Origin of the sequence: Acinetobacter tandoii DSM 14970 = CIP 107469 (assembly GCF_000400735.1) — a bacterium.
Taxonomy (GTDB): domain Bacteria; phylum Pseudomonadota; class Gammaproteobacteria; order Pseudomonadales; family Moraxellaceae; genus Acinetobacter; species Acinetobacter tandoii.
In genome coordinates this window covers 149,678-162,245 of record NZ_KE007360.1, presented here as the reverse complement: position 1 = coordinate 162,245, position 12,568 = coordinate 149,678, and the positions used below count along the sequence as shown (strand labels likewise).

Sequence of the window (12,568 nt, the reverse complement as noted above, 5' to 3'; positions counted from 1 at the left end):
ATTCTATAATTGCAACAATACGTTGAATAGAAATGCTTTATTCAACTATTTCTCTTTGGCATGATGAACATATTCTCTTATTCAAATTAGGCGCAAGACGATGAATCTACAAACTTTACCAGGTTTATTTATTTCTCATGGATCTCCCATGCTTGCGCTTAACCCTGAACAAGTCGGTCCAGCCTTACAACGTTTGAGTTCAAATCTACCAACACCTAAAGCGATTGTCGTGATGTCAGCACACTGGGAAAGTCAGGCACTTGAGGTCAATACGGGCATCCGCCCAGAAACTTGGCATGATTTTCGTGGTTTCCCCCCTGCGCTATATGAAATTCGCTACCCTGCTCCTGGTGACCCTCAACTTGCCGAAGACATTTTAAAGCGACTGTCTGATGCAGGATTTGATGCCCACGCCAATAATAGCCGCCCGCGTGATCATGGTGTGTGGATGCCATTACTCCACATGTTCCCGAATGCAGATATCCCAGTGGTTGAAATTTCACTACCTATGCATATGTCAGCAGAACAGATTTATCAAATTGGGCAAGCTCTTTCAGTTTTACGTGAACAACAAGTTTTACTGATTGGTTCGGGCAGTATTACCCATAATTTGTCTGAATTGTCATGGCATGGGGAATCGCAGGATGTGCCTATATGGGCATCGACCTTCCGAAACTATGTAGTTCAAAAACTGTCGCATCAAGACTATGAAGCAGTATTGGACTGGAACAGCATTCCCTATGTACAGCGCAATCATCCAACTTTAGAACATTTTGCGCCTTTATTTTTTGCAATGGGTACGGGCAAACGCTTTAATATTGTCCATAGCAGTTTCACAATGGGTTCATTGGGAATGGACATTTACCGTTTTGACTAATCCTTTCTAAAAATTAAAGAAATGAATACAAATGTTGTACACGTATTCATTTCTTTTTTTTATTAATCATTTAACCTTTAGTTTTGTATCTATTCACTAAAGTGTTAATTTAAAAATGAAATTGAAATACCTTTTACTTGCTTTGTTGCCTTTTTCTCTTGCTGCTTGCCAATCAACTCAAACACCATCAAATTTGGATCAAGCTGTGAATGTACAATCAATTCCTGATCAAAACAAAACACTTGCTGCCTATGAATGGATCAGCACCACATCGACCACGCCAAAACCTTTAACGCTGTCGTTTAATACACAAGGACAGTTGTCCGTAAAAACTAGCTGTAACGGTTTAGGTACGAGCTGGAAAATTGAAGGTGACAAAATTGTCACAGGTGCAATGATGGGCACGCAAATGGCTTGTGCTGAACCTGCGATGCAACAAGAACGCTTAGCCGCAGATTTACTCGGTCAACGTTCAATTCAATTTACCTTGAATAGCCAAAATGTTGAAGCACCGACTTTAACACTGGTTTCTGCGAAAGGTGAAAAACATGTCTTTGTTGGGAAAATGACACCTGAAACCAAATACCAATCTCAAGGTGAAACCATCTTTTTAGAAATTTCACCAGAAACAAAAACCTGTTCCGCAGGTGTCGCTCGCATTGAGTGCTTACAAGTTCGTGAAATCAAATATGATGACAAAGGTCTGAAAACAACTGTCGATAAAGATTGGACTTTATTCTACGACCATATCGAAGGCTATATTCACGATTCTAAAACCCGCCAAATTGTTCGGGTAAAACGTTTTGAACGTCAAAACCCTGCTGCGGACCAATCTAAATATGCTTATGTCAAAGATATGGTGATTGAAACCGAAACTGTAAAATAAATACAAGCATAAAAAAGCCGATACAATTGCATCGGCTTTTTTACAACTTAGGCGGCTAATATCTAGAATACGCCTTGAGACAACATCGCGTCTGCCACTTTCACAAAGCCTGCAATATTGGCACCATCCACATAATTAATGCTACCGTCTGCTTTCGTGCCATATTTAACGCAATTACGGTGAATGTCTTTCATAATTGCATGTAAACGCTCATCGACTTCTTCGAAGCTCCATCCTAAACGCAATGCATTTTGTGACATTTCAAGACCCGAAGTGGCTACACCACCAGCATTAGATGCCTTACCTGGTGCATACAGAATTTTCGCTGCAACAAATTTTTCTACAGCATCGAGTGTTGAAGGCATATTGGCACCTTCTGCAACACAGAAAACACCATTAGCCAATAATACCTCTGCATCTTCACCCGTCAATTCATTCTGAGTTGCACATGGTAAAGCGATATCACAAGGAATCCCCCAAGGGCGCTTGCCTTCTAAATATTCAAATCCATGCTTAGATGCAAATTCAGAAATACGTCCACGGGCTTCATTTTTCAAATGCATCACTTCTGCTAAAAGTTCATCGGTGAAACCATCTTTGACATAAACCGTACCATTCGAGTCTGAAAGTGATACCACTTTTGCGCCTAGGAACATGGCTTTTTCAGCAGCAAATTGTGCAACATTACCCGAACCTGAAATGGTCACAGTTTTTCCGTGGAAACTATCACCACGCGTTTTTAGCATTTCTTCAGCAAAGTATACTGTGCCATAACCCGTTGCTTCTGGACGTGCCAAAGACCCACCAAATGCCAAACCTTTTCCAGTAAATACACAAGAAGTATCATTACTGAGTTTTTTCATCATCCCAGCCATATAGCCGACTTCACGGCCACCAACACCAATATCTCCAGCAGGAATATCTGTGTTAGAACCTAAGTGACGGTATAGCTCAATCATTAATGCTTGGCAGAAACGCATAATTTCGCCTTCTGACTTCCCTTTAGGGTCAAAGTCAGAACCGCCTTTTCCGCCACCCATAGGCAACGTTGTTAAGGCATTTTTAAAAGTCTGTTCAAAACCCAAGAATTTTAAAATGGATAAATTGACAGAGGGATGGAAACGCATCCCACCCTTAAATGGACCAATTGCTGAGTTGTATTGAACACGAAATGCTCGATTTACTTGGGTGTTACCTTGATCATCGACCCATGACACGCGGAATTGGATAGCACGTTCTGGTTCAATTAAACGCTCAAGTAATCCATGTGCTGCATATTTTGGGTTCTTTTCAATGAATGGCCACAGACTGGTCATCACCTCTTCTACCGCTTGTAAAAACTCGGGTTGGTGTGCATCACGTGTTTTTACGTAATCCAAAAAGTCGTTTAGGCTACTGTATTTCAACACTTCATCCTCAGCAATTTATGAATCAAAATAGGTCAAAATTAAATTAAGTGATAAATTTTGGCGCAAAACATTAAATACTTTTTATCCACCTTCCACAATATTTATTTAAAATAACTTGATATTTTCAATATATAACAAATAATTATTTTAACTATTAAATAAAGTTTGTCTTTCCTATTTTTAAACCCTGACTTAATAATCCACTTTTTTTTGCACCATATAAACACATTTAATGCATTAATTTGGAACACAAGATTAATCACCTAAATCATGCTAAAATTCAGGAAAATTTGACTCTATCTCTCTAATCCTGTTCTAAAAACAGGCGTGGTTTTCGCATGATTTCGCAAATTGCTCTCATTCAACGCATCGACGCGCTACTCCCCCAAACTCAATGTGGTTTATGTGGTCATCGAGATGGTTGCCTTCCCTACGCCAAAGCGATTGCAGAAGGAGAAGCAGCCAATAAATGCGTCCCAGGTGGACAGCCTGTGGCTGATGCTTTAGCTGAATTATTACAACGCCCATCTCTAAAAGCAGAGGAAAGCGTATGGCCTCTTCAATCGGATGGTCGTCCACAACGAATGAAAGCCATTATTCGAGAAGATGAATGTATTGGTTGTACCAAATGTATTAGTGCATGCCCCGTTGATGCGATTATCGGATCGGGGAAACTCATGCATAGTGTGTTGACTGATTTATGCACGGGTTGTGAACTTTGTATTCCACCCTGTCCAGTTGACTGTATTGATTTAGTCGAAGATTTAAATAGCTTACCGAATGAAATTGAACGCACAATAGAGCAAAACGATTTACGCCAACGCTACTATGCCCATATTCAACGTGAAGAAACTCGTCGCTTGCAGCGTAAGGGCCCTGTAGTACGTGCCGAAATTGATACAGCATTATTTGCTCAATTCTCCACGCAACTTGATTCAGTACCTGTAATTGAAGTTGCCGACAAAACACCTACTGTCACCCAACAAGATGCCAAATCAACCATTGAGTTAGCAAAATTACGAACACAAATTAAAAAGTTAGAGAAACAACTCAGCGTTCGTGAAGATGTAACCAAGCGCGCTCAATTACTGACATTGACCGAACAACTCAATGCTTGGCAAGGAGCTTAAACATGGTGACCAAAACCTCTACCGTTAAAAACATGACCAAGAAGCAAATTAAAACCTTCTTTGAACGTTTACGCGATCAGCGCCCCAACCCGACAACAGAGTTAAACTTTTCTACGCCGTTTGAGTTATTAGTTGCAGTAACCCTTTCAGCTCAGGCAACTGATGTTAGTGTCAATAAAGCCACAGATAAATTGTTTCCAATCGCCAATACACCTGAAACCATTTTGGGGTTAGGTGTTGAAGGGCTCAAGCAATACATCAGAACCATTGGTTTATATAATTCCAAAGCTGAAAATGTCATTAAAACCTGCCAAATTTTAATTGAACGACATAACAGTCAAGTGCCGAATAATCGTGCCGACTTAGAAGCTTTACCTGGCGTTGGACGTAAAACTGCAAATGTGGTGTTGAACACTGCATTCGGACATCCCACCATGGCGGTGGATACGCATATTTTTCGATTAGGCAATCGGACAGGTTTGGCAGTAGGAAAAAATGTCCTCGAAGTTGAGCACCGACTAGTCAAAGTTATTCCTAAAGAATTTATGGTCGATGCGCACCACTGGCTGATTTTACATGGTCGTTACTGCTGTATCGCACGTAAACCCAAGTGTGCCGAATGCGTGGTTTCAGATGTATGTAATTGGCCAGAGCGTTTTGAATTTGGTGCAGCACGCGCAATTCCTGTTAATAACATTTAAGAAGCGCAGCGGATCTAGTACAAGATACGCTGTTATCTCAAAATCACACTCTTATTTTTTCGACTGTTTTTGTTTCAATTTCGGATGTAACTGATATTGGGGTTTTTTCGCAATTTTACTTTCTTCTTTTTGCTTTTGTTGGGTTTCTTTTAACATTTTAAAGCTGATATATAACAAACCCAGTAACATGACCAAGCATGCCAACACTAAAATGAATAAACCAATTTTTAACAAAATCGTATCCTCAAAAATTTAGGACAAATAAAAAGAGCCCTAATATGACTTAGGACTCTTTTAAAGTCAAAAATTCAGGTTTGAATTATTTTGACTGATCTAAAATTGCGAACAAATCTTTTTGTACGTCTTCAATTGGGCGTAAACCATTTAATTTGTCATAAGTCGGTGCATTTTCACCAGAAGCAGCACGACCTTGGTAGAATCCAACCAACTGCTCAGTTTCTGTATGATATGAACCTAGACGCTTACGAATAGTTTCTTCTTGGTCATCTGGACGTTGAACCAAGTCTTCACCAGTTTCATCATCTTTGCCTTCAACTTTAGGTGGGTTGTAAACAACATGATAAACACGACCAGATGCAGGATGCTGGCGACGACCAGACAAACGCTGAACGATTTCTTCATCAGGTACATCAATTTCGATCACGTGATCGATGTTAATGCCTTCTTTTTCCAAAGCCTCAGCCTGTGGAATTGTACGAGGGAAACCATCGAAAATGCAGCCGTTCACACAATCAGGTTGAGCAATACGTTCTTTCACAAGACCAATGATCAGTTCATCAGAAACCAGACCACCGCTTTCCATTACGCTTTTAGCTTTAAGACCTAATTCAGTACCTTCACGAATTGCAGCACGGAGCATATCACCGGTTGAAATTTGTGGGACATTGTAGCGCTTACAGATCAACTGAGCTTGTGTACCTTTACCTGCTCCAGGTGGTCCGAGTAAGATAATGCGCATAAAAAAACATCCTCATTTAAAACAATATGTATGATACTTCGAGCCAACAATTATGCAGATCTAAACAGTCAGCATGAGTATCTAATTATAAGAAAGCCACAAACAAATGTATTGTACCAGCTATAAATCCAGTGACCCCACCTAATACAATCAGAATCCATTCGTCTTCCTGAAATGCAGGACGTAACAGGTTCTGGAACTCTTTCGGCGTTAACTCTCGGATACGCTCTCGGAACATTTGAAAGATTTTCTGTGCACGGCTCGCATTGAACGCAGGGTCGCATACTGGCACCATCGTAATTTCAATTGAGCGATCAATCAAGTCCGTCTTGAGTTTTGCGTACTCTTTTGGCCCTAAAGAGAGCTGTAATGATGTGCGAACCAGTGGAGTTTCCATAATTTGGTTAATATGCCGTTTGACGATACGACGAGTTTTGTCTTTTTTCGTGCCATACATCATTTCAGTCATGATAGATTTTAACGTAATCAAGTCTTCAGTAACGACACTGGCAAATACATCCGATACTTCTTCCTGACGCTTCATAAACGCGCCTTGGATATTATACGTTCCGATTCTCGGCCAGACTGGTTTCACCCAAGGAAACTTACGATCTTTAGTTAATTCAGTGAGTTGTGGGTAACGTACATAATGTGGCTCTATCGGGTTAAAGACCATCCAAATTGCAATCCAATTGGTTAAAAATCCCCAAACCGATGCCCAAAATGGGACTGTCCAGTGCCAAGGCACCACAAACCACACAATCATTTGGAACACACCAAAAAACATTCCTATTAGGGCACTAATATGCCAAATAAAATTGATTTCCTTTTGTCCCACTTTTAAGAACATACGCACCATTAAACGACGATCACCCTCCATTTGGCTGACCACCATTTCTCGCATGTCTACCAATGACTCGACGTTCACCGTTAATTCTGTTACCAGTTCTTTCAACACCTCTGGAAGCTGCTTGTGTGCCTGTGCATAAATACGGCGTTTAATCGAATATGGTAAATTTTCCCAAAGTACCGCATTGCGATCGACCATGACTTCATCAATCAGATGTTCCAGTTCAAAGCCAACCTGCTCACCAATAATACGCGCCATATCTTCTGGATCCATGGCATCTAAAAATTCGCGCAAAGAACCCAGTTTAGATAATGTATTATCCGTAATAATGCCTGAAATGCGTCCTGCTTTACGTGGCACAATACCTTGCCAACCCACAGGCAAGGGACCTAAATGAAAACCCCAAAAAGTAATTGGATAGAACACCATTTTGAGTGCCATCCAAACATGTGCCCAAGTTACAAAAGCAGTTACAGGAATAATGCTCAGCACAGCCCAAAAATCGGGACGATTCAAAAAGGTTTGCCACAACTGATTGATGTACTCAAGCATGCATATTTTCCAAAATAATGACCAAATAACAGAGATTAATTCTTAATTTTTTAAACAGGTTATTTTCTGCCTAAGCCCATACTTAATGTATAAGAGAATTGTATTTTCGGTTCTATGTGTTCTACAACCACACCCTCACGATTTTTTAATTCTTCTCCTGCCCCAAGCCCGACACTGAATGTACTAATGCGATCTTTGTTTAATAAAACATATGCAAGATCTACACCTGCACCTAAGCGTGTTTCATCTTTATTATCCACTTGCTTACTGGCAATATGACCTGCATAGGCACCCACATAATACCCGTTTTTATCCTTTCCTGTGAAATAGTAAGGATATCTAAAACCTATTTGTGTTCCAAAAGGGGAATCATCGGTAAGAAAAAAACCCACTTTGGCATAGGCTATGCCATAAGGATTAACCCATTCTGTATTTAAATGAATCAGTTGTTGGGTTACCCCTGCTCCCAGATTCCATGTGCTGACACTTTCAGGAGGCAATTTCGCATCTGGTAAATAATGATGATCTTGCGCATAAGCTGTATTGAATAATGTTATCAATGCTAACAAGGGATAAACTCTTGTCATTATTGTCACCTTTGTCCTTATTTTAATTGTGCATGCATTCCAAATTTTTTGCATGTTTTTGACTTTAACAGAATTGTTTCTATTCTTATATACAACACCTGATCTTTTTACTGTCTATAAAGTCAAAACACACTGTTGCAATTAAACAACCTAGCCCCCCCCACTTCCAGCAGATAAGCATTATCAAAGCCTGTGACTTGAGTTAGAATAGCGCCTTCCTGATTCTCCCCCACTGTGTAAGTCAATCGCGTATGAAGCAGCACTTTCCTTTAAAAAATGTCCAACAAGAAAAGCGCATTTATCGCAATCGAGTATTAATCTCTGTCGGGATCGTCAGCTTTTTTATGTTGCTGTTGGTGGCACGTTATGCCTACTTGCAAATTATGCAATACCAACAGTTTTCAACGGCATCAGATCAAAACCGTATTCGACTTCAACCACTTGCTCCAGCGCGTGGTTATATTTATGACCGCAATGGTATTTTATTAGCCGATAACTACCCAGTGTTTACCGCGACCATGAGTCGTGCCGATGTGGAAGATATTGAGGATACTGTTAAGCGTCTTACACCAATTTTAAATCTGACCGACGAAGATATTGAACGCTTCCTGTCACGTATTAAAACCTCGAAGAAAACCGAACGTGTCTCGATCAAACTCAATTTAACTGAAACTGATATTGCCAAATTCAGTGAAGTTAAATTCCAGTTCCCAGGGGTCAATATCGAAACTCAAATGACCCGTTATTATCCACATGGTGAGCTGTTTGCCCATGTGATTGGTTATGTGGGGCGTATTAATGACAAAGAACTAAAAAGTATTGATAAGGACTTGTATGCGGGAACCAACCTGATTGGGAAAATTGGGGTAGAAAAATCTTATGAGGAACTCTTGCATGGCGTACCAGGGAATGAATCTGTCGAGGCCGATGCACATGGTAATGTTCTACGCCATTTAGGACGTAAAGAACCCGTTCGTGGCAATGATTTATACCTTTCTCTGGATTATGGCTTGCAGACTGTTGCGACTGAACAACTGGCAGGTCGACGCGGTGCCATTGTTGCGATGGATCCTCGTACAGGTGAAATTCTAGCGCTGGTTTCCAGTCCAAGCTTTAACCCTAACCTGTTTGTAACCGGGATTAGTCATACTGACTATAGTGGATTACGCGACAATTTAGATCAGCCACTTTATAACCGTGCTGTACAAGGCGCTTATCCACCCGGTTCAACCATTAAGCCGATGTTTGGTTTAGGCGGCATCCACTATGGTTATATCGACTGGGGCACTGCAATTTCCGATCATGGCTACTTTACCTTACCTGGCGATTCTCATAAATTCCGTGACTGGAAAAAATCGGGGCATGGCGTAGTCAATCTTCATAAGGCCCAAGTCGTTTCCTGCGATACCTTTTATTATGTTCTCTCTTACCGTATGGGTATTGAGAAAATGAATTCATGGATGCGTCAATTTGGCTTCGGTCAAAAAACAGGGGTAGATTTACCGAGTGAAAGCGAAGGTTTATACCCAAATCCTGACTGGAAAATGCGTACCCGTAAAAGTAAATGGTTAAAAGGCGAAACGATTTCTGTGAGTATTGGACAGGGTGCTTTTACCGCAACGCCGTTACAACTGGCTATGGCAACTGCAATTACAGCCAATCATGGGGCACATGTGATTCCACATGTGTTACAAGTCAGCAAAGGGGCAAAACCACATAAAGTTTTGAATGCACCAGATGGACATATTCAGTTTAACGGTAAAGATGAAGACTGGGTTCAAATGCGTGACGCCATGGTAGATGTTATTGAAACAGGTACAGGTCGTGGTATTCGGACACCGATGTATAAAATTGCAGGAAAAACAGGTACAGCACAGGTCAAAAGTATTGCGCAAGGGAAAAAGTATAATGAGGCTTTACTGACCGAGCGTCAGTTAGACCACGGACTTTTTGTTGGTTTTGCACCTGCTGAAAATCCTGAAATTGCCATCGCTGTTGTGTGGGAAAATGGTCGTCATGGTGGTTCTGCTGCACAATTGGCCCGCCCTGTCTTTGACTATTGGTTATTACAACGTAAAAAGAACCCAATTAAACCAGAAGGTCATCAAATTAGCGGTGGCTTAATGACTGCTGGAATTAAACCAGGCGAATTGCCAAGTGGTTCTGGCACAGCTCCAGCGTCCTCAACGACAGGCTCTCAAGCACGACCAACAAGTTCAACTACTCATACAGCTCAGCAACCAGCTACTCCTACCAACCAAGCTGCTCCTGCGGCTGCAGCGGATGATGTCGAATAATGAAAAATCAACTCAGAATTATTGGCGGAGAGTGGAAGCGCCGCCAACTCGCGTTTGCCAGTATTGAAAGATTGCGCCCGACTCCTGACCGCGTCCGCGAAACACTGTTTAACTGGTTAATGTGGGATATTCAAAATGCTCAAGTCTTAGATATTTGTACAGGCTCAGGGGCTTTAAGCTTTGAAGCCTTATCGCGTGGTGCCAAGCATGTGACCATGATTGAACCAGACCGAACTCAAGCGCAGTTTTTAAAACAAAATATTCAGTTATTAAAAGCAGAAAACTGCGAATTAAAAGTGGCGACTGCTCAACAGGCCCTTCCCACCCTAAAATCTAGTTTTGATTTAGTGTTTTTAGATCCACCATATAGCTTAAATCTTTGGGAAGAACTGGCCAAACTGGCTGATCCGTTGATTACTGAAAATGCCCTAATTTATATAGAGGCTGACCGAGAGCTCAACATGTTGAATTTACCGCACAGTTGGCACACTATAAAACAAACCAAAGCAGGTACAGTTCGAGCAGCTTTATATAAAAAAGTGGCAGGTCGTTAAAATACACTTTTCTTTATACTTATTATCTGTACTTTACTTCGACTTGCTTAAGATAAAAAACATATAAGAAATTGTTTTTAAAAATAAAAACCAGATGGAAAAACTATCCCCATCTGGTGCAATGATACTCATAAATCAATTAAAGGGTATCGGATAAATTCAACTTTGGGAGATGAACCATTTTATCGTTCATATATTTTTGATGAGATGGTTCTGATTGATAATCAGTTTGTTGAAGCATTGGACTGGTATTTGAATGATCCATGCTTGTGCTAGGTGACATACAACCCATCATCAAGCCTGTAATCACTACAAGCAATAAGGTTGCTTTTATCATTTTCCTTCCCCTTTTTCTCTAGGGTCGAGTCTGTATTATTCACCTTTAATCCAAATTATAATCCCTTGATTTGTGCGTTTTTTGTACTATTTTTTAAAAAATGCCAATTCTACCGCTTATAAGAAATTTCGATATAGAGGTTAATCTACGATTGGCGCGCTGGCGCTTGCTTTTATTGTTCTTAGAACATCTCCTTCCTTTTACGTTTAATACAGTTAAATAAGGCGACAAGCCTTATTTAACCCAAGCATAAGACCTCAAAATGCAACTAATGTGGTAAGGGTCGAGTCTGCTTATAGTATGGTCGATCAGGTCGATGATCTGGCGGTCGACCTTCAGGTGGACGGTGTTCTGGTGGTCTATTTTCTGGAGGACGATGCTCTGGAGGGCGATTGTGCGGAGGTCTATAATCTGGACGTCCATTCCATTCATAGCCATAAGAGGGTCGATGATCATAGTCATGTGAATAACGATGATCATGATCATACCAATCATCGTCATACCAAACACAACCCGATAACATGATGACCGACAAAGTGGATAACACAATTAGTTTTATCATAATGCTCCCCTTGTCAACTGGGTGTACTTGTTCATTATTCAGGATAAGTATGGATAAAAAATCAGCTACTTGTTCTTTTTTTGTTATGTACAAATAAATGTGTTTTTATCTCTTAATAACTAGATTTTGATTTATTAAAAATAGAGGTATTCCATCATCTGAAAACCTTTTACCAGATGATTGTTCATTTAAATGGAACTCATATAACCCCGTATAAATCAAATTGGGGCATCCATCTGTTTAAACTAATTTTCAAAAATATGATCCTTTTGAATCTACTTAATTTCTGTTCAATACATCCCAATACGAAATAATTTCTTACAAGTCTCCCGTGAGTAATCCCTCTATAAAACAGCTTCTACCTACCCGTTTTGTGTAGTTTAAGTAAATGAAAATTGCTTGATGACATGCTGTTGAAATATTTAAATACAAATCCTGATGACAGTTTCACCTCATTGTTACCCTAGCTACACAGTTTGTACATTATTGTATTATTCACGTAATTCATTCTGTTTCGCTTTGTTGTTTTAATTGATTGAACGCCTGTGAATACTTAGCATGAGTCCTGTTCTGACTTAAGTGATGATAAGTAGAACATCTTTAATTTTATCTCGTTAATAACACAGGATGCCTATTATGAAATTAACTCATATCCTACTTGCAACAACATTTGCTGCTGCCGCAACCACAACTTTTGCTGCAACTACTGAACAGCCTCAAACTGAAGAGAAAGTCATTGTTTCAACCCAAGAACAACCCGCAACTTCTGCAACTGAAGGCACGGCTGCTCAACCCACTACTCAACCTGCTGCAGACTCAGCAAGTGAAGCTACGCCAGCACAATAAA

General features: G+C 40.4%; 14 protein-coding genes. 7 read left to right on the top strand and 7 right to left on the bottom strand.

The window, feature by feature from the left end; all coding sequences use genetic code 11:
* Positions 1-100: 100 nt before the first annotated feature.
* Together I593_RS01705 and I593_RS01700 are read left to right on the top strand one after the other, a co-directional pair.
* Entirely contained in the window at positions 101-877 is a 777-nt protein-coding gene (locus tag I593_RS01705) for a DODA-type extradiol aromatic ring-opening family dioxygenase (protein WP_016165860.1), read from the top strand.
* Positions 878-992: 115 nt separating this feature from the next.
* Positions 993-1,763, top strand: coding sequence for an META and DUF4377 domain-containing protein (locus I593_RS01700; protein ID WP_016165859.1), 771 nt, complete (start codon positions 993-995; stop codon positions 1,761-1,763).
* Positions 1,764-1,825: 62 nt separating this feature from the next.
* On the opposite strand, the gene gdhA is transcribed toward I593_RS01700, so the two are convergent.
* Positions 1,826-3,169 (bottom strand): NADP-specific glutamate dehydrogenase, encoded by a 1,344-nt coding sequence (gene gdhA, locus I593_RS01695; protein WP_026441301.1) that lies wholly within the window; start codon positions 3,167-3,169, stop codon positions 1,826-1,828.
* A gap of 341 nt (positions 3,170-3,510) precedes the next feature.
* Here gdhA and I593_RS01690 point away from each other — a divergent pair, with 341 nt between their 5' ends.
* Together I593_RS01690 and nth are read left to right on the top strand one after the other, a co-directional pair.
* The gene (locus tag I593_RS01690; RefSeq protein ID WP_016165857.1) at positions 3,511-4,302 is read left to right on the top strand and encodes an RnfABCDGE type electron transport complex subunit B; all 792 of its coding nucleotides are present in this window, start codon (positions 3,511-3,513) and stop codon (positions 4,300-4,302) included.
* Positions 4,303-4,304: 2 nt separating this feature from the next.
* On the top strand, positions 4,305-5,003 hold the full coding sequence (nth, locus tag I593_RS01685) for an endonuclease III (protein ID WP_016165856.1): 699 nt from the start codon (positions 4,305-4,307) through the stop codon (positions 5,001-5,003).
* Positions 5,004-5,054: 51 nt separating this feature from the next.
* Here the strand turns inward: nth and I593_RS01680 are convergent, their stop codons facing one another.
* From I593_RS01680 to I593_RS01665, 4 genes are all read right to left on the bottom strand, one after another.
* Positions 5,055-5,237, bottom strand: a complete 183-nt coding sequence (locus I593_RS01680) for a hypothetical protein (protein WP_016165855.1) — start codon at positions 5,235-5,237, stop codon at positions 5,055-5,057.
* Positions 5,238-5,322: 85 nt separating this feature from the next.
* The gene (gene adk, locus I593_RS01675; protein WP_016165854.1) at positions 5,323-5,982 is read right to left on the bottom strand and encodes an adenylate kinase; all 660 of its coding nucleotides are present in this window, start codon (positions 5,980-5,982) and stop codon (positions 5,323-5,325) included.
* An 85-nt stretch (positions 5,983-6,067) separates the two neighbouring features.
* On the bottom strand, positions 6,068-7,384 hold the full coding sequence (locus I593_RS01670; protein WP_016165853.1) for a DUF445 domain-containing protein: 1,317 nt from the start codon (positions 7,382-7,384) through the stop codon (positions 6,068-6,070).
* A gap of 59 nt (positions 7,385-7,443) precedes the next feature.
* Positions 7,444-7,971 (bottom strand): hypothetical protein, encoded by a 528-nt coding sequence (locus I593_RS01665; protein WP_016165852.1) that lies wholly within the window; start codon positions 7,969-7,971, stop codon positions 7,444-7,446.
* Positions 7,972-8,222: 251 nt separating this feature from the next.
* On the opposite strand from I593_RS01665, the gene mrdA reads away from it, so the two are divergent.
* Positions 8,223-10,268 carry a penicillin-binding protein 2 gene (gene mrdA / locus I593_RS01660; RefSeq protein WP_016165851.1) on the top strand — a complete coding sequence of 682 codons (2,046 nt, stop codon included), beginning with the start codon at positions 8,223-8,225 and terminating at the stop codon, positions 10,266-10,268.
* Complete coding sequence (gene rsmD, locus I593_RS01655; RefSeq protein ID WP_016165850.1) at positions 10,268-10,822, top strand: 16S rRNA (guanine(966)-N(2))-methyltransferase RsmD; 555 nt, start codon at positions 10,268-10,270, stop codon at positions 10,820-10,822. The genes mrdA and rsmD overlap by 1 nt, the downstream gene beginning before the upstream one ends.
* 139 nt (positions 10,823-10,961) lie before the next feature.
* Here rsmD and I593_RS01650 read toward each other — a convergent pair whose 3' ends face one another.
* The gene (locus tag I593_RS01650; RefSeq protein ID WP_016165849.1) at positions 10,962-11,159 is read right to left on the bottom strand and encodes a hypothetical protein; all 198 of its coding nucleotides are present in this window, start codon (positions 11,157-11,159) and stop codon (positions 10,962-10,964) included.
* A gap of 268 nt (positions 11,160-11,427) precedes the next feature.
* Positions 11,428-11,721 (bottom strand): hypothetical protein, encoded by a 294-nt coding sequence (locus I593_RS01645; protein WP_016165848.1) that lies wholly within the window; start codon positions 11,719-11,721, stop codon positions 11,428-11,430.
* A gap of 636 nt (positions 11,722-12,357) precedes the next feature.
* Here I593_RS01645 and I593_RS01640 point away from each other — a divergent pair.
* Positions 12,358-12,567, top strand: coding sequence for a hypothetical protein (locus I593_RS01640; protein ID WP_016165847.1), 210 nt, complete (start codon positions 12,358-12,360; stop codon positions 12,565-12,567).
* The last annotated feature ends 1 nt before the right edge of the window (position 12,568 follow it).

Excerpts from the sequence above, each read along its gene's own strand:
- I593_RS01650 (WP_016165849.1), bottom strand. The coding sequence starts at position 11,159 with ATGATAAAAGCAACCTTATTGCTTGTAGTGATTACAGGCTTGATGATG.
- rsmD (WP_016165850.1), top strand. The coding sequence starts at position 10,268 with ATGAAAAATCAACTCAGAATTATTGGCGGAGAGTGGAAGCGCCGCCAA.
- mrdA (WP_016165851.1), top strand. The coding sequence starts at position 8,223 with ATGAAGCAGCACTTTCCTTTAAAAAATGTCCAACAAGAAAAGCGCATT.
- I593_RS01705 (WP_016165860.1), top strand. The coding sequence starts at position 101 with ATGAATCTACAAACTTTACCAGGTTTATTTATTTCTCATGGATCTCCC.
- I593_RS01640 (WP_016165847.1), top strand. The coding sequence starts at position 12,358 with ATGAAATTAACTCATATCCTACTTGCAACAACATTTGCTGCTGCCGCA.
- adk (WP_016165854.1), bottom strand. The coding sequence starts at position 5,982 with ATGCGCATTATCTTACTCGGACCACCTGGAGCAGGTAAAGGTACACAA.
- I593_RS01645 (WP_016165848.1), bottom strand. The coding sequence starts at position 11,721 with ATGATAAAACTAATTGTGTTATCCACTTTGTCGGTCATCATGTTATCG.
- I593_RS01665 (WP_016165852.1), bottom strand. The coding sequence starts at position 7,971 with ATGACAAGAGTTTATCCCTTGTTAGCATTGATAACATTATTCAATACA.
- nth (WP_016165856.1), top strand. The coding sequence starts at position 4,305 with ATGGTGACCAAAACCTCTACCGTTAAAAACATGACCAAGAAGCAAATT.
- I593_RS01670 (WP_016165853.1), bottom strand. The coding sequence starts at position 7,384 with ATGCTTGAGTACATCAATCAGTTGTGGCAAACCTTTTTGAATCGTCCC.
- I593_RS01690 (WP_016165857.1), top strand. The coding sequence starts at position 3,511 with ATGATTTCGCAAATTGCTCTCATTCAACGCATCGACGCGCTACTCCCC.
- I593_RS01700 (WP_016165859.1), top strand. The coding sequence starts at position 993 with ATGAAATTGAAATACCTTTTACTTGCTTTGTTGCCTTTTTCTCTTGCT.